16 protein-coding genes are annotated in these 16,639 nt (G+C 43.3%); 13 read left to right on the top strand and 3 right to left on the bottom strand.

All coding sequences use genetic code 11. The features are described from left to right. Positions 1–99: 99 nt before the first annotated feature. The gene (locus tag QFZ77_RS01685; protein ID WP_307435240.1) at positions 100–300 is read right to left on the bottom strand and encodes a hypothetical protein; all 201 of its coding nucleotides are present in this window, start codon (positions 298–300) and stop codon (positions 100–102) included. A 69-nt stretch (positions 301–369) separates the two neighbouring features. Here QFZ77_RS01685 and QFZ77_RS01680 point away from each other — a divergent pair, with 69 nt between their 5' ends. From QFZ77_RS01680 to QFZ77_RS01640, 9 genes are all read left to right on the top strand, one after another. Then, positions 370–1,347 (top strand): PDZ domain-containing protein, encoded by a 978-nt coding sequence (locus QFZ77_RS01680; RefSeq protein WP_307435237.1) that lies wholly within the window; start codon positions 370–372, stop codon positions 1,345–1,347. Then, complete coding sequence (locus QFZ77_RS01675) at positions 1,295–2,689, top strand: sensor histidine kinase (protein WP_307435233.1); 1,395 nt, start codon at positions 1,295–1,297, stop codon at positions 2,687–2,689. Before QFZ77_RS01680 ends, QFZ77_RS01675 begins: the two co-directional genes overlap by 53 nt. Then, entirely contained in the window at positions 2,686–3,324 is a 639-nt protein-coding gene (locus tag QFZ77_RS01670; protein WP_307435231.1) for a response regulator transcription factor, read from the top strand. Before QFZ77_RS01675 ends, QFZ77_RS01670 begins: the two co-directional genes overlap by 4 nt. Before the next feature lie 8 nt (positions 3,325–3,332). Beyond that, positions 3,333–4,256 carry a polyprenyl synthetase family protein gene (locus tag QFZ77_RS01665; protein WP_307435228.1) on the top strand — a complete coding sequence of 308 codons (924 nt, stop codon included), beginning with the start codon at positions 3,333–3,335 and terminating at the stop codon, positions 4,254–4,256. Between the two features lie 348 nt (positions 4,257–4,604). Next, entirely contained in the window at positions 4,605–6,068 is a 1,464-nt protein-coding gene (locus QFZ77_RS01660) for a catalase (RefSeq protein WP_307435225.1), read from the top strand. A gap of 42 nt (positions 6,069–6,110) precedes the next feature. Next, entirely contained in the window at positions 6,111–6,386 is a 276-nt protein-coding gene (locus QFZ77_RS01655) for a Fur family transcriptional regulator (RefSeq protein ID WP_307435221.1), read from the top strand. Positions 6,387–6,553: 167 nt separating this feature from the next. After that, positions 6,554–7,315 carry a metallophosphoesterase gene (locus QFZ77_RS01650; RefSeq protein ID WP_307435218.1) on the top strand — a complete coding sequence of 254 codons (762 nt, stop codon included), beginning with the start codon at positions 6,554–6,556 and terminating at the stop codon, positions 7,313–7,315. A gap of 69 nt (positions 7,316–7,384) precedes the next feature. Further along, the gene (locus QFZ77_RS01645) at positions 7,385–8,299 is read left to right on the top strand and encodes a hypothetical protein (protein WP_307435213.1); all 915 of its coding nucleotides are present in this window, start codon (positions 7,385–7,387) and stop codon (positions 8,297–8,299) included. Between the two features lie 160 nt (positions 8,300–8,459). Then, positions 8,460–9,143: a hypothetical protein gene (locus QFZ77_RS01640; protein WP_307435210.1), complete on the top strand. Its 684-nt coding sequence runs from the start codon at positions 8,460–8,462 to the stop codon at positions 9,141–9,143. 398 nt (positions 9,144–9,541) lie between these two features. On the opposite strand, the gene QFZ77_RS01635 is transcribed toward QFZ77_RS01640, so the two are convergent. Next, the gene (locus QFZ77_RS01635; RefSeq protein ID WP_307435206.1) at positions 9,542–9,733 is read right to left on the bottom strand and encodes a PrsW family glutamic-type intramembrane protease; all 192 of its coding nucleotides are present in this window, start codon (positions 9,731–9,733) and stop codon (positions 9,542–9,544) included. Positions 9,734–10,084: 351 nt separating this feature from the next. After that, positions 10,085–11,137: a DctP family TRAP transporter solute-binding subunit gene (locus QFZ77_RS01630; protein ID WP_307435203.1), complete on the bottom strand. Its 1,053-nt coding sequence runs from the start codon at positions 11,135–11,137 to the stop codon at positions 10,085–10,087. Positions 11,138–11,253: 116 nt separating this feature from the next. Between QFZ77_RS01630 and QFZ77_RS01625 the strand changes: the two genes are divergently transcribed. The 4 genes from QFZ77_RS01625 (at position 11,254) to QFZ77_RS01610 (ending at position 16,414) form a co-directional block, all read left to right on the top strand. Next, complete coding sequence (locus QFZ77_RS01625) at positions 11,254–12,837, top strand: ATP-binding protein (protein WP_307435200.1); 1,584 nt, start codon at positions 11,254–11,256, stop codon at positions 12,835–12,837. Further along, positions 12,830–13,546 carry a response regulator gene (locus QFZ77_RS01620; RefSeq protein ID WP_307435197.1) on the top strand — a complete coding sequence of 239 codons (717 nt, stop codon included), beginning with the start codon at positions 12,830–12,832 and terminating at the stop codon, positions 13,544–13,546. Before QFZ77_RS01625 ends, QFZ77_RS01620 begins: the two co-directional genes overlap by 8 nt. Positions 13,547–13,673: 127 nt before the next feature. Further along, positions 13,674–15,098 carry an NAD-dependent malic enzyme gene (locus tag QFZ77_RS01615; RefSeq protein ID WP_307435194.1) on the top strand — a complete coding sequence of 475 codons (1,425 nt, stop codon included), beginning with the start codon at positions 13,674–13,676 and terminating at the stop codon, positions 15,096–15,098. Between the two features lie 29 nt (positions 15,099–15,127). Then, positions 15,128–16,414 carry a dicarboxylate/amino acid:cation symporter gene (locus tag QFZ77_RS01610; protein ID WP_307435192.1) on the top strand — a complete coding sequence of 429 codons (1,287 nt, stop codon included), beginning with the start codon at positions 15,128–15,130 and terminating at the stop codon, positions 16,412–16,414. Positions 16,415–16,639: the final 225 nt, after the last annotated feature.

Here is a 16,639-nt window from a genome sequence, read left to right as displayed (position 1 = left end):
ATGCAAAAACAATTGCATGAAGACGATAAAAAGGATTGCATGATTAGCGGGAGGCTAATTATACAATCCTTTTTTAATTTGGTAAAATAATACTAGAGTTTACCACCAATCACCTGCGAGTTTTACTAGATCTTTCTGCCTAGCAATTGCAGGACGATTAAAGGTTCTAACCGCTGCGGCAGATTCTACTTTAGATAATGATAGCTCAGTTAAGAAAGGGCTTGCATCTTCGCGCAACTCGTTACGTTTCAACATGTGAACGGCATGCTGCAATTTCGGGGTTAACTGGATGATCGGCATAGGATCACTTCTTTCTTATACGATTGGACTACAAATGTATTATAGCAAATAAATGGAGGATGTTGGTGGATGAGAAATAAATATGCAATAGGGTTTTGTGTGACAATTTTCATTGTATTGCAGATTTGGTGCTCGTTCATTACCTTTCATTTCCCTTATATCGGGATTTATGTTGAATTGACTCCACAACAACAATGGGTGATCAAGGAGATGACTCCGGAAAGCGCCAGTGCAAAGCTAAACCTCAAGGTTGGGGATATCGTCAAGCAGGTGGATGGCAAGCTTCCTGATGAATCCCGGACCATTCAAAAATGGAAAGCGATAGAGAAAGCTCACTTGTTACTGATTTCAAGAGACGGTTATGAGTATGAAATAAAGGTAAACAGGAATAGCACTACCTTCTACGATATGGTTCCGTTAGTAGAGGAAGGCGCATGTCTGTTCATGGCTGTTTTGCTTTTCATGAAAATGCGCCGTTCTCCATCGGCCAAGCTGCTCGCTGCTGTTTTTCTGACCATGGCTATGATTTATATGAGTCTGGGTGCTTCCGTAAGGGGAGATGTTATTGGAAAGCTGTTGATTGCCAGCTTTATGATGGCTTTGCCGATTATCTTTTTGCATTTCTTGGTTATCTTTTTCAAGGAAAAAGGCAATATGGAATTGCCAACTCGAATTTTAAAATATTTGTATGCAATCGTAATCATAGCATTCGCTATAAGAAGCCTATACTTTTATCCTCCGATGGCCAAGGTGTATCGTTATGATGGCTCCGTAACCTTAGTCTTTTTCATTATTGGCTTTATTTTCAATATGAGTGTTTTGACATTTCTGTATGCTAAAGTTCGAAAACAACAATCCTACGTGTCGAGCATTATTAAGAGCGGTATGGTTGTCATTGTTGATCTCTTTTTTACCAGTCATCTGCTTCTCCTTACTTCCTCAATTAATTACAGGACAACAAATTTTAAATGCAAGGTATACAAGCGGGCTTATATTGGTTTTCCCCATTTCATTTGCCTATTTGATTGCCTCCAATCAGTTGTATGATATCGGGCTTGTTATCCGGCGTTTTATGTTCGCTGGTTTAATGGCGATCATTCCCGTCAGCCTGTTTACAGGGGCCTACGTTTTCTTATTTGGTCAAGAAGTAGATGATAAACAAATTTTATTCCTATTCATTGGTTCCATTATTCTTGTTTCGTCGGTTCTGTATGTTGCCGAATATTGGACAACGCGGCTTGAGCCGTTTTTGTTCCCAAGAAAATACGCCCTGCAATTTGCTTTGAAGAAAATATCTAAAAACCTTGGGACCATTTCCAGTTTCCGTGAGTTGAAAGAGATCATACTCGTGGATATTGTTGGTACCCTTCAGGTGATGGGTGGAGCCATTGTGTTCCAGTATAAGAACGATACCGAGATCATTTACGAAGGGGAAATAGATACTTCAGAAGTTCAGCAGCTTGTTAACTCGTCATCCTTGCTCGATCATCCGCTTTATACATGCATGGAGATGAATAGCCATGAAGAGTATTCGAGTTATTTGATTATGACACGGAAAAAGACGAACACGATGCTTGCGAAGGAAGAGAGGCAGTGGCTGCAGCTGATTACAACCTATTTGGAAGTTAGCTTGGAAAATGTCCACTTGATCCGCAAGTTAACAGCCAGGTTGCATCAATTTGCTTCCCAGCTTCCTCATGAAAACGCAGCGCAGGATATTCAATGGTTTCGTAAGGTGATGTTTGAACTTCAGGAAGAGGAACGAATTCGGATTGCTAGCGATCTTCATGATACGACGATGCAGGATCTTTTCTTTCTCAAAAGAAGAATATCCACTCTTGCCGATAAGTCAACGATGCATCAAGAAGATCAGGTGCAGTTGAAAAGTATGAATAATTTTGTGGATATGATCAATGCCAGCCTGCGCCAAAGCTGCTTTGAGTTAAATCCCCATTTGTTAAAAGAGGTAGGTCTGATTCAAACGCTGAAGATGTACTTGGAAAAGGAGTCATATACAACGTCATTTGAGCTTGAATTTCAAGCAGGACATGCTGCTGTCATCGAAACTAAAGATTTGCTTACGAAACGGCATATATTCCGAATCGTCCAAGAGCTGCTAAATAATGCAAAAAAACATTCGCAGGCTTCTAAAGTTAAGTTCCATATCATGGAAAAAGATTTTTGTTTCAGGTTAATTTATGAGGATGACGGAGTTGGATTTCATGATAGAGACGAAGTTCACCCGGAGATTGGCGCATCAGGCATGGGGATCGAACAAATGAGAAGCAGAGTCTTGCACGTGGGTGGACACTTTGAGCTCAATACACAAAAAGGAAACGGAACGAAGTTTATCATTACGATACCCATCGAGGAGGTGATTTCTGCATGATTGAAGTCGTTAAGACATTGGTTGTCGACGATCATCCTTTGTTTGCACGTGCGACCAAATCTTTATTAGAAGAGATCGATGGTATTGAAGTTATCGGCGTTGTCTCTAATGCCAAACAATGCTTGGAACAAGTAGAGCTGCATCAGCCTGGTCTCGTATTTCTAGATTATCAACTTCCTGATCTATCCGGCACAGAAGTCGCTGCTCAGTTAAAGGACATTTATCCGAATATGCATATTGTTATTTTTACGGGAATCGATGTGACGGGCATCTTAAATAAATTAATCGAAATCAAAGTAAGCGGCGTTCTATCGAAGGAGTCGAGCGAAAGAACGATTAAAAATATGGTGAATTGTATGTTGGATGGTCATACGATGCTGCCGTTATCATACTTTCACCAGATGCAATTAAGTGGAGATTATACCAAGGATGACTGTGTGTTACTAGATGAAGAAGTACTCATGATGAACATGTTGGTCAAGGGAGCGACTCACGATCAAATTGCGGAACGCATCTTTATGAGCAAGCGAACTGTCGATAATTATTTACGCAAGATTTACGACAAATGGGGCGCCAAATCGAGAACGGAAGCACTAGAAAAGTTTATTAAAAGCAAATATTACACGAAGGCTTAAGGGAGGAAATGATGCAGGACATCCAGCAGCATATGCATCGTGTTATTGATGACTATATTTATGTAGAAGATTTAAATACTCTGCTTAAATCTTTTATAGATGACAAAGAAAAGGAAAACTGTACATGGTCTAAGATCACGATTTGTACGCACAAGATGTTAGGAGGAGATTCGCCTCACATTCATCGACTTGCTGCGGTGACGGAACTGGTCATTCTCACTTTGGATATTATGGATGATTTGCAGGATCAAGATCAAGGGAGTAAGCCATGGATGCAATGTCCACAAGCCATTACGTTGAATGCTGTTATGGCGCTGTTCATGGGATTGTTAGGTGAATTGGGGCACTTGCAGGTCAAAGATAAGATGCTAGTCGAGGTAAGCAAAATCATTTCGAGATCGATTAATGGCCAACAAAAAGATGTAACCAATATGATATCAACTGTAGATGACTATCTGATGATGACGCAAGAGAAATCAGGTTCCTTATACCGGCTTGCCTGTTTCATGGGCTATTCCTCTTTAGAGTGCTCGGAAGAAACAATGGAACAAATGCATCAATTAGCTGACTGTATTGGCCTTATTCATCAAATTCAAAATGATATGAGAGATCTTATTCGGTTTGATGTGAAAAACGATTTGATTGGAAAGAAACGAACGCTTCCTGTGTTGTATTTACTATCCATTGAAGATCCGGCATTCAGTCAATTGAAAGCATATTATGAGGGTGAAATTACCGTAGAATTCCTTTTGAAAGAGAAAGAGGATTTTTTGCAAATGATTCATGATTCCGGATGTATGGAATATGCCCGAATTGTCCAATCTGTTTGCATTCAAAAGGCGGAAGAGATTTATGAGAATTTGCAAGCTATCTCTCCTTGGAAAGAAAGGTTTAAGGAAATGACGTACGAGGTTTTTCTGGATGCGGACTAGGTGGGGCAAACGTGAGCATTCATGTATATACAGATGGGGAGTAGAGTGGACAAGTGGTACCTTGGCTTAAATAATTTTGAAGGCTGTTAAGTTCCTGCGCAAGTGCGGTGGGACTTGATGGCCTTTTTTCAACTTCTCGAATGGAGTTGGAGGAATATGAAGTCATGAGGAACGACGGGCCGCTATTTTGTGAAAATGTGCTAGAAATTGCAGCCAATTCAGGTTTAACAAGCGTAGAAAGGGTTATTGACAACTCTTCTCAATTAAAATAAAATAGATATTATATAATAATTATTCTAAATAAAATGTGCTATTTTATCACAATTATACCTATGAAGGAGAATGCAGATGTCCCATAACCACTTAACAACGAACCAGGGTGCGCCTGTAGGCGATAACCAGAACTCACGGACAGCAGGCCAGAATGGTCCGACACTATTGGAGGATTACCATTTATTAGAGAAGATTGCGCATTTCGATCGGGAGCGTATTCCGGAGCGTGTGGTTCATGCGCGTGGAGCGGGAGCTTTTGGAACTTTTATCGTTGAAAATTCGATGAAACGTTACACGAAAGCAGGCTTCCTAAGCGAAGCTGGCAGAGAAACGCCGGTATTCGTACGCTTTTCCACGGTTATCCATGGGCAAGGGTCACCTGAAACAGCGCGTGATCCGCGCGGATTCGCAGTTAAATTTTATACAGAAGAAGGCAATTACGATCTAGTCGGCAATAATCTTCCTGTTTTCTTTATCCGCGACGCGATGAAATTCCCTGATATGGTTCACTCCTTGAAGCCGGCGCCTGACACGAATGTTCAGACGCCTGACCGCTATTGGGATTTCATGTCACTGACACCGGAGTCGACGCATATGCTGACTTGGGTATTCTCGGACTACGGCACACCAGCGAATTACCGTGAAATGAATGGTTTCGGTGTTCATGCGTTTAAATGGATCAATTCCGTAGGGAATTATGTGTATGTGAAATATCACTGGAAACCGCACCAAGGCGTTCGTAATTTGAGCAAAGCCGAAGCTTCAGCCATTCAGGGCGAGGATTTCAGTCATGCAACAAGAGATTTGTACGACCACATCGATCGCGGCGAATTCCCGAAATGGGACCTGCATGTGCAGCTGCTGCCGCCTGAGGATTTGGATGCATACGATTTTGATCCACTGGATCCAACAAAAGTGTGGCCAGAAGACCTTGTTCCGTTGCAAAAAGTAGGGACAATGACGTTAAACCGCAACGCTCAGAACTTTTTTGCTGATGTGGAGCAAGCAGCTTTTGCGCCAAGTGTGTTGGTATCAGGGATCGAGCCTTCGGAAGATAAGCTGCTGCAAGGACGGCTTTTCTCCTACCCAGATACACAAAGACACCGTCTTGGCGCCAACTACCTGCAAATCCCGGTGAACTGCCCTTATGCAACCGTGCAAAATAACCAGCGCGATGGCGCTATGCAAATGAAGCAGCAGCCTGGCAGTGTGAATTATGAGCCGACTCGTCATGCCGATGCACCGAAAGAAGCGCCTGAATTCCGCGACAGCAGTGCACTCATCAATGGAACTGTTGGTAGACAAAAAATCGATAAAACCAACGATTTCACACAAGCCGGAGACACATTCCGCAGCTTCAGCGAGCAGGAGCAAGCCAACTTTATTTCGAATCTGGTAGGCGATCTGTCGTCTGTTCACGAGAAATCGAAGCTGTTAGCGATCTGTAATTTTTATAGAGCGGATGCGAAGCTGGGGGAAAGTCTAGCGGCAGGTTTGAACGTAGATATTTCAGGTTATTTACAACACTTAAATCGCTAAGGGTCTTCGTAAAAATTCAAGTCATTCGTAGAGGAGGTTTCCATGATGGTACAACATGATTTGAATTTAGCACTGCAGAAGATGAGAGCCAAGAATATTACATTAACGCCACAACGGCATGCATTATTGGAATTTCTTTATGCGCAGGGGAGTTTCACAACGGTCAAAGACATATGTGAAGCGTTGAGCGTTAGGTATCCTCATATCAATGCGATGACGGTTAACAGCAGCTTGCATGTCTTTAAGCAGCTAGGGTTGGTTAATGAATTGGCTGTTATCGGTGCCTCCTTGCGATATGAGGCGGCAATTTGCTCGTAAAAAACATAGTAAGGCGCTGCAGGTTGGGAAGAGTTTGCTTCTTCGCGCCACTGCAGCGCCTTTTTTAATAATTAAGATTTTTTTCACTGAAAGGAATAATCCGAAATATCTAGAATATATGTTAACTTCTACAAAATGAATTTCTAAGAGGAGGATGGTGAAGTAAATTGATTTATTTATCCATATTGATTCTAATACTCTTATTTTATATAAATTTTATCTTACCTACACAATGGTTAAAAGTTGAGCGAATTAAATACCCTCTGGATTTAAAATTGAAAATCCTACAAATTAGTGATATGCATGTAGAACGATTAAGGATAAGTCCATCTAAAATTACAATGATTATTAATCTTGAGAAACCAAATTATATTTTTGTTACAGGTGATTTTACCAAACGTCGAACAAGTCTCTCTAAACTAGAAAAGTATCTAAGAGCTTTGGTTATAAGTAACGTACCCATTTATTGTGTTCTCGGAAACCATGATTATCAGCAAGAAAATGTACAGGATTTAATCAATCTACTAAGAAAATACGGTTTGCATTTATTAATTAATGAATCGGTACATTTAGAGCAATTTGAGTTAATTGGAATTGATGATTTTGATTCAGGTAAGAGTAATATAGAAAGATCGTTTCAAAATGTTGATCAGAGTAAAACTAAAGTCGTTATTACCCACGATCCTAACGTAGTCTTACATTTAAATAAACAATATGATTATTTAATGGCTGGGCATCTACATGGTAAACAATTTAATGTACCATTTTTCTTTAGAATCAAAAATGCGGGTAAGTTGCCTAGGATGGGGATTTATAAGGGTCTCCATAAAAATCGATTTGGGACTTACTACATATCTAAGGGAATTGGACAGACGGGTATTAATGTAAGATTTCTAGTCAGAAGTGAGATAACGATGCACTATCTATAGAACCGATAATAAACCCGTGCGATTAATTTACCTAATGCTATGATAAGAAATAAAAGGATTTTTTGCACTTTGACTGCTGACGGTAAAAGGAGGGGATCCGTTCTGGGCATCGATTTTCACAAGAAATGGGCATGCCAAAAAATGATTGAGTCGTCGCAGACGAACATTTGGGAAGGCCATTGGGCGTGCGCGGTTTTAGCCTTGATTGGAGTTTTGGAAGAAAACCTGGTACCGGGAACGCTGGAAGCCACGATTCGCAAAAATCTCGAAAAAACGGTAGAGGAACACCCAAACGATAAGCAATATCGGGCCCACAAGGAATACGCAGGCTTTCGTAATGGTATTTTGAGCTTGCTCGTCAAAAAAGATCAATCTTGCCATGCATTGGGTCATGATGTGATCTATGTGTATTACATGCTGGCTACGCTCTCTTGCTCCGAAGTTCCGGCAACGGTCGAATTGTACAATGCCATGACAAAATTGCTGGAGGGATTTGCGGCGTCCGGTCCGGGTTATGTAACGATAAACGGAAACGACATCGTCATTGATCCTGAAGGCATCCCCATAACGACAACAAGGGTTCCACTGACTCCCGCTGTTGTTCTTGATCTTTTTCATAACTTTCAGAGGCCGTACCAAATGGAAAAAGGCGATATGCAGCTCGGACACCTCCTTACTCATGGCCACTCCATCTTAGAGCTGAAGCAAGTATTTCACGATCAAGGGCTTGATCAGTCGGAGACTTCCTTATTCACAAGAATGGACATTCTGGTCTACGCAAACGGGCTGGAAAAAAATCCGACGGAATATGATCCACCATTTACAACAACCATGAGCAGTCCGTTGGAACAGCCATTCTGGGAGCAGGCATTCGCGGACAGCAGACACGGCCATTATTATAAATACGCGTACAGTTACCTAAAGCTGAACCGGATGGCCGGCCGCAATCCTTCCGATTTCGGATCGTTCAGCCGGATTTTGTAGTTATTCATTTTCCTATTGCGCTCTCTGAGAATATTGTGGCACACTATGGATATCACGCATTAACCGAGTGGCAAAGAATGCCCCGCTTCCTTTCTAAATCGGAAAGGAGTCGGGGTTTTGTGTTTTTTAAAACGAATATGAAGAGGCGGGTGATCAGGGAATGGGTTTTGAGATCGAACACGATAAATGGATAGGTGATCATCTTAGGCGAAGAAGAGGGGAACGTCTGGATGCTCTGAAACGCGGCCATGAGTTCGGAAATCGATTGTTCGTTAAGCAAATCTGGTGGCAGCTTGTCGGACATTTCCATGGATTGCATCCTGAATATGAAGTGAAGGACTGGCGAGGGAGATCCTACTTTGTCGATTTCATGTGGATTGTTGGTGCTATACGTATTGTATTTGAGATCATGGACTTTGGCTCACACGGCACGGATCGAACCAAGTATCGGATGGATTTGAACCGGGGACTGTTTCTTCAAGCTCAAGACTGTACGGTCTTCTACATCTCTTTGGATGAGTTAAAAGAGAACCCCTCGTTCATTCTCTCCACATTGCGGAACATCTTGTTCCCTTATCTGTCTGCTGAGAGTGGAACCAAAAGAATGGTGGAGAAACGCTATTCAAAAATCGAACGAGACTTGATGCGAGCGGCCATTCGCCATAATCGTGCCATTCGCCCATCCGAGGCTGCAAGGGAGTTGGAACTGCATATTATGACTGTCATCAAGTACTGCCGCATACTGGTCGATAAAGGGAAATTTCGGGCGATGGCCAGAGGAGTGTCCCAGCGAGTCAACTACTATGAATATGTGGGCTCTATCCAAAGTCCGGATTTGGTTTGAGCACTGTTTCTGTTTCGATGCTTGGAATTATATATGAAAAATCATATAGAAAATTCCCTGGGCTGGCTAAAGTGAAAAATCTATGTGAAAAATCGTATATAATTTGTCTTTTTGCATGAATCCCGCCAATTATGTTCGAAAAATCGTATATATCAACGACGGTTAAATGGATTTGCTTCTTACTCTCCCATGAACTCCCGTCGTCGGCTCAAACAGCAAAAAGGACACAACCCGTTTCCCGGTCGTGCCCTTTTTGTGCTTCGCTGCGTTATACATTTATGTAATGTGGAACCCAGGGGGATTCATCTGAGTGTCGCGCTCAACCAAGTAACGCTTCTTAAACACGCTGCAAACATAGAAGTCATACCCTGCATGCCGATATTCAGTGCGTTTCCGGCCTACTCAAATGCGGCAAACCCAGAGCCGACAGCCGCTCCAACTAACAACCCATTTAGGATAAAATGATATTTTCGATTACGCAGGCAAAACAAAATGGCCAATACCTTCGCCGCTTCTTCTATAAGCCCAATAAAGATGACATTTCTCCCGAGCACGCCTAGCGTATCGAAGAACAGCAGCGCGATAATCAAGGATTGCATCCGGATATGAAATTGTCCCCGTTAAAGCCACGAAATCACTGATTTTTCCTAAGGTAAGGGTTTTTGACGTTTACATCAAAACTAAAAAAAAGACCCCTTTCGGAGTCCTCTTCGACGGAGAATAGATTGATGGTACTTTTGCCTTGAACCTTACTTGGCTCGGTCATTACCTCATCACATTATTGCAGTACTTGACTACATTAATGAGCCCACGGCACATCCCCTCGCTTCAATATCGATTCAAAAACAACTTCCCTGGTGTTTTATCATTGAATTATCTTTGACACTACACCTCGCTGTTTCACCGTCGAAAGGTATTATGTCCGATCTGGTTCGTAATATTCAGTATTCCTGTCTAAGCTCGTTCACGGCATCCATGAGCTCTTTACTAAGATAGGATTGAGCTTCTTCATAGACTGGCTCAAGCACCTGCTGCCATTCATCCCGTTCCTCATTGGTTAGAAGGTGAACGTTCATCTGCCCAATTCTCTGTAACTCGTTCCATTGTTTACGGTTGATCTCGATCGCATTTTGATTAGCCCAAACCGTCGCTTCTTGCATGGCTTCATTAATCGTCTTTTGCTGATCGGCGGATAATTTCTCCCAAAATACTTTATTCACTAGCACGCCATAACCAAGATAGGCATGATTGCTGATGGTCAAATATTTTTGGACCTGATACAGCTTTTTAGAGTAAATGTTCGAAATCGTGTTCTCTCCACCGTCTACCTGACCGGATTCCATACTGCGGTATACTTGATTAAAAGGAATGGGGACCGTCTTCGCATTCAGATGCCGAAATTGGGATTCGATGATCTTGCTTGGAAGAATCCGAAATTTCAAATCTCGAAAATCTTCGGGATGGGCAAGAACGCCGCGATTTGACGTCATCTGCTGAAAACCATTGGCCCAAAAACCGAGTCCCACGATGCCCTTTGGTTCTAATTTGCGCAGCAGAATGTTTCCTATTTCGCCTTGAAAAGCTTTAGCTACATCCTCATCGTTTTGGAAAACGAAGGGAAGATCCATGGCCATCCAATCGGGAACAACTTCGGATATATTAGAGAAACTTGGCGCGATCATTTGAATGCTGCCCGTCTGTAAAGCTCCGACTTCATCGGTTTCATTGTATAGAGTACCATTGGGGAATAATTCTACCTTAATGGTGTCGTTGGTCTTTGCTTTGACTAATTGGGCGAACTTCTGAGCCGCTAATCCTTTGGGTGTATTCTCCGCCACGACAAAGCTGAAGCGAATGATCGTTTGTTGGCCGAGTCCGATCTGCTCATCATCACCCACAAGCGGGCCGTTATTAAATTGCCAGGAGAAACCGAATCCCACCGCTGTCAGGAGACCGATTACAATAAACATCATGATACCGAAAAACGTTTTCATACGGACCCCCAGCTGTTTTATATCGTAAATTCAGTGTAACATAATGTAGGGGGATCTTAGAAATAAACGGCAAGCTAGAAAGTGAGTGATCGGCTTTGAAGATCAAGGGTCTTCGCATGAATTGGAAAATTACGATCCTGTCGTTTGGTATCGTATTATTTGCGATATGTATCGGCGGTATCATTTTAATAGGCCGTGTGATTCATTTACAGGAACAAGAGCTTGGACAGAGACTGCTTGTAACTGCGCGCACGGTTACCCAATTGCCTTCTATCATCAGCGGGTTAACCGAACAGAGCAAAAGACAGGAAATTAATCCGATCACTGAACGTCTACGAATTATTAATGACGTTGATTATATTGTTGTCTTGGATATGAACGGTATTCGGTGGTCTCATCCTTCATCCTCCCGGATCGGGGAGCATTCGCAGGGGGAGGATGAGCATGCGGCATTTGCGGAGCATACGTATCTTTCCAGGGCAAAAGGAGAACAAGGGGCAGTGCTTAGAGCCTTCGTTCCTGTCATGAATGAGGAGCACGAACAAATTGGTGTCGTATTAGTGGGGAAGCTGGTGCCGGGACTATCCGGGATCATTCTCGATATGCGGGGACAAATTTATGCGACGGTTTTCTTATCGTTGGTGTTTGGGATATGGGGTTCGTGGATGCTCTCCAGGCATATTAAGGAGCAAATGTTTCGTTTAGAGCCTGCTGAGATCGCACAGCTTCTCGTTGAGCGGACGGCTACCTTCAATGCGATGCATGAAGGCGTTATTGCCATAGACAGCCAGGAATACATCACGGTTTTTAACGATAAAGCCAAAAAAATGCTGCAAATCGAAGGAGAAGTACTGGGACGCCATATTCGGGAAGTGCTGCCGGATACGAGACTTCCGGAAATTTTGCAGCTGAATCATGCTATTTATAACCAAGAGCTGCATGTTGGTCCTGCTCATATTTTGAGTAATCGGGTTCCTATTAAAGTAGGGCATCATACGGTTGGCGCCGTAGCTATTTTTCAAGATCGCTCAGAGGTAACGAAAATCGCTGAAGAGTTGACCGGCGTAAGAGCTTTTGTTGACGCACTTCGGGTGCAGAATCATGAATATATGAACAAGCTGCACACCATCGGTGGTTTGATCCAGCTTGATCATAAGCAGAAGGCACTGGACTATTTGTTCCAAACGGTGGAAGCACAATCCGAGATTAGCAGCTTTATCTCAAGCAAGATCGCGAATGAGAGCGCGGCAGGTTTACTCATGGGTAAAATCAGCCGCGGCAGAGAGTTGGGCGTCGATGTTCGTTTGGACCGGGCAAGCAGGTTAGTGCGATTTCCGGAACATTTGGATCAGCACGACGTTGTGGTCATCTTGGGGAATCTGATTGAGAATGCTTTTGATGCCCTGAAGGAGAAGGATGGCCATAAAGAGGTCTTTATTAGTATCGAGCAGGATGATGAAGTATTATCGATTTTGGTCGAGGATAATGGGAAAGGTATGAGTGAGGAAACCAAACAACGCATGTTTGAGCGAGGCTTCTCTACGAATGCAGGCGAAAGCAGGGGTATTGGTTTGTATTTAATCCATAATATTGTGAATAAATGCGGGGCTCATCTGGAAGTGGAGTCCACGGTTGGCGTGGGGACAAGCTTTATTCTCACTTTCCCCATGCATACACGAAAGGATGAAACTCATGCATAGAGTTGTACTGATTGAGGACGATCCGATGGTTCTTGAAGTGAACAGGCAATTTGTTGAGAGGGTTCCCGGCTTTGAAATTGTAGGGACATCTTCCAATGGCATAGAGGGTATCGAGAAAATTCGTCATTTGAAGCCTGACCTCGTGATTCTTGATATTTATATGCCAGGTCAAAACGGAACAGATGTGCTGCAGCAGATTCGTAATGAACAGCTAAATACGGATGCCATTGTGATTACAGCCGCTAACGATATTCCAACGATCCAGCGGATGCTTCATCATGGCGCAGTGGACTATATCATGAAGCCTTTTAAGTTTGAACGGGTGCAAGAGGCACTGGAAAATTATCGGATGATGAAGAGAAGATTAGGTAAAGAATCGACATTATCACAAGTTGAACTGGATCAATTATTACACGGTAACAACGGGGGAGAACCGATTCCTGAATCACCTGAGTTCAGTGTTCAAATGGATTTGCCCAAAGGTCTGCAAGCACTGACGATGAAACAAGTTATGCTATTTCTGATGCAGCAGCACAAATCTTTATCCGCGGAAGAAGTAGCTGAAGGCGTAGGATTGGCAAGGGTTACGGCACGCAGGTATCTGGATTTTCTCGAGAAGAATAAGCAGGTGAAGTTAGACCTAGAGTATGGCGGGATTGGGCGTCCGATCAATAGGTATGTGTGGATGAAAGAGAACAAAAGATCATAAATAAAGTGAAGACCAAAAAGACCATAAGTACCAATATGGTCAAATTCTTCACGCCTTCTTTTGAAAGCGATATCATGAAAACAGAAATAGATGAAAACAAAGTCTGATATCGCTTGAGGTGAAGAACGTGTCAATCCCGTCGGGAGTTAATACAAGTATTATTTTAAGACTAGAATTGGATAAGGATACCGCGTCGTTCGGCAGTGTGGCCACGGCCATTAGTGATGCAGGTGGAGATATTATAGCCATTGACGTCGTTAGAACGGACAAAAACATCACGGTTCGGGATATCACGATCAATGTATACGATAACAAGCATACTGAACTGATTGCCGCGGCCATCCGCACATTAGCGGGAGTGAAAATCGTTCATGTTTCGGATCAAACGTTTCTGCTTCATTTGGGCGGGAAAATTGAAATGAGTCCCAAGTATCCCATTAAGAATCGAGATGACCTCTCCAGGGTGTATACACCGGGTGTTGCCAAGGTGTGCATGGCGATCCACGAAAAGCCGTCGCTTGCCCATACGCTCACCATCAAACGCAACACGGTTGCGGTCATATCCGATGGAACTGCCGTACTTGGTCTAGGTAATATTGGACCTGAAGCAGCTATGCCCGTCATGGAAGGAAAGGCGATGTTGTTTAAGCAGTTAGCTGGCGTCGATGCGTTCCCAATATGTCTGGCTACACAGGATACAGATGAAATTGTAAGTATCGTGAAAGCGCTATCTCCGACATTCGGCGGAATTAATCTAGAAGATATATCTGCTCCTAGATGCTTTGAGATTGAGCAGCGGCTAATCGAGGAATTGGATATTCCCGTATTTCATGATGATCAGCATGGTACAGCTGTGGTGCTTTTGGCGGGGTTACTTAATGCCGTTAAACTCGTAGGCAAGAAGCTTGAGGATTGTAAAGTCGTGCTTTGCGGCATTGGCGCGGCAGGAACGGCTTGCACGAAAATGCTGATGGCTGCAGGTGTTCGAAACATTATCGGTGTCGATCGACAGGGTGCCATCACGCGTGAAGGGGTTTACGATAATCCTTTTTGGCAGTGGTATGCGGAACATACGAATCCGAACCAGTTTCAAGGATCGCTGTCAGAAGTTATTGGAGGAGCAGATATATTTATCGGTGTATCGGGACCTGGTGTACTTAAAAGGGAAGACGTTGCCAAAATGGCGAAAGATCCTATTGTCTTTGCGATGGCAAACCCAACACCGGAAATTCTCCCCGAAGAGGCAGAGCCTTATGTGCGGGTTATGGCTACAGGGCGTTCGGACTACCCGAACCAAATCAACAATGTCCTTTGCTTCCCGGGCTTGTTCCGTGGACTGCTGGATTGCAGGGCTACCAGAGTGACAGAGAATATGAAGCTTGCCGCAGCCAAGGCGATTGCATCGGTTGTTCAAGAGGATGAGCTGAATGAGTATTACATTATTCCAAGTGTGTTTAATCAATCGGTCGCAGAACGAGTGAGAGATGCGGTTATAGAAGCGGCTTATGAAGACGGGGTCGCCAGAAGACGCAAAGAGAAAGTCCAATCCTAAATCAAGCAGAAATAAAGGAGGATTTTACGATGAAACTTAGAAAAAACTTAACACTGCAGGTACTGTTAGCGATTGTGCTCGGGATTGTGGTCGGTCAGTTTTTCCCTCATCAGGGTGAGAGCTTAAAAGTACTTTCCGATGTGTTCGTGAAAATGATCAAGATGGTCATAGCTCCAATTGTGTTCTTTACGATTGTCATCGGGATCGCCGGTATGGGGGATATGAAAAAAGTAGGTCGAATCGGCGGCAAGGCGCTGCTGTACTTTGAATTTATTACTACTTTTGCCATGGTTATCGGGGTGGCTGTCATGTACATCATTCGTCCTGGCGCAGGAATGAGCACGGCTGGTGTGAAGGCCGCAGATGTTGCGAAGTATACGAAAGACGCGGCAGCAACTAGTCACGGCTTTGTCGATTTCCTTACAAATATCGTTCCGGATAACGTGATGGCTGCCTTCTCCAAAGGTGATATGCTGCCGGTTCTATTCTTCTCTATCTTGTTTGGCCTCGCGATGGCTGGTCTTGGGGACAGCGCGAAACCCGTTACGAATTTCCTGGAGAAAATGAATGAAATTTTCTTCCGCATTGTAGGAATCATCATGAAATTCTCTCCAATTGCTGCTTTTGGTGCAATGTCTTATACGATCGGTAAATTCGGCGTTCATTCATTGTTTTCTCTCGGTAAAATGATGGGGTCCGTCTATATAACCATGGCACTGTTCATCTTTATTGTGCTCGGATCCATTTGTAGAATGTATGGGTTTAGCTTAATTAAGCTCTTACGATTCATTAAAGAAGAGCTGCTGCTTGTATTAGGAACATCATCATCCGAATCCGCATTGCCGCGTGTTATGGAAAAGCTGGAGAAGTTCGGCGCATCGAAGCCGGTCGTAGGTCTCGTCGTTCCCACTGGTTATTCGTTCAACCTTGACGGTACATCAATCTACCTATCTATGGCAGGGTTATTCATTGCACAAGCCTATGGTGTAGAACTAAGCTGGATTCAGGTACTGACCTTCATGGGCGTACTGATGCTAACTTCGAAAGGTGCTGCTGGCATTACCGGATCAGGCTTCGTCACACTGGCGGCTACCATAGCCGCAATCCCGAACAATGTCATTCCCATTGAAGGCATGGCGCTTCTTATTGGGGTGGACCGATTCATGTCGGAAGCGAGAGCAATTACGAACATTATTGGTAATAGCGTAGCAACCATTGTCATTGCGAAGAGTGAAAATCAGTTTAATCCAAATCCTGAAGTTAAAGATCAAGATGAGTCTCTTCAATCTTCTGCACAAGAAGTACCAGCTTTGTAGAGTGAATTTTTGAGGATGGCTGATAAAGCTGCTTAAAAAATAATGGGGCATAGAGGGCTATTCCATTCAGTGGAATGCCCTTTTTTTCATGCAGAAATGACTATATGTTCCCGGTATCATTCAGCTTTCGTGAGGGCAGATGGGCTATAGTGGTTATCAATGTTGTATTTACTGCAACAATTCACACGCCAAAAGGCTATTTTGCAACTTGAAGTTGTAGTTTGT

This window comes from Paenibacillus sp. V4I3, from assembly GCF_030817215.1.
Taxonomy (GTDB): Bacteria; Bacillota; Bacilli; order Paenibacillales; family NBRC-103111; genus Paenibacillus_E.
Note: the sequence above shows the minus strand (reverse complement) of the source record. Positions and strands in the feature narration are given on the sequence as shown.

Bases quoted from the DNA above. Each gene is read 5' to 3' on its own strand.
- QFZ77_RS01685 (WP_307435240.1), bottom strand. From the start codon at position 300: ATGCCGATCATCCAGTTAACCCCGAAATTGCAGCATGCCGTTCACATG.
- QFZ77_RS01680 (WP_307435237.1), top strand. From the start codon at position 370: ATGAGAAATAAATATGCAATAGGGTTTTGTGTGACAATTTTCATTGTA.
- QFZ77_RS01670 (WP_307435231.1), top strand. From the start codon at position 2,686: ATGATTGAAGTCGTTAAGACATTGGTTGTCGACGATCATCCTTTGTTT.
- QFZ77_RS01665 (WP_307435228.1), top strand. From the start codon at position 3,333: ATGATGCAGGACATCCAGCAGCATATGCATCGTGTTATTGATGACTAT.
- QFZ77_RS01660 (WP_307435225.1), top strand. From the start codon at position 4,605: ATGTCCCATAACCACTTAACAACGAACCAGGGTGCGCCTGTAGGCGAT.
- QFZ77_RS01655 (WP_307435221.1), top strand. From the start codon at position 6,111: ATGATGGTACAACATGATTTGAATTTAGCACTGCAGAAGATGAGAGCC.
- QFZ77_RS01640 (WP_307435210.1), top strand. From the start codon at position 8,460: ATGGGTTTTGAGATCGAACACGATAAATGGATAGGTGATCATCTTAGG.
- QFZ77_RS01630 (WP_307435203.1), bottom strand. From the start codon at position 11,137: ATGAAAACGTTTTTCGGTATCATGATGTTTATTGTAATCGGTCTCCTG.
- QFZ77_RS01625 (WP_307435200.1), top strand. From the start codon at position 11,254: ATGAATTGGAAAATTACGATCCTGTCGTTTGGTATCGTATTATTTGCG.
- QFZ77_RS01620 (WP_307435197.1), top strand. From the start codon at position 12,830: ATGCATAGAGTTGTACTGATTGAGGACGATCCGATGGTTCTTGAAGTG.
- QFZ77_RS01610 (WP_307435192.1), top strand. From the start codon at position 15,128: ATGAAACTTAGAAAAAACTTAACACTGCAGGTACTGTTAGCGATTGTG.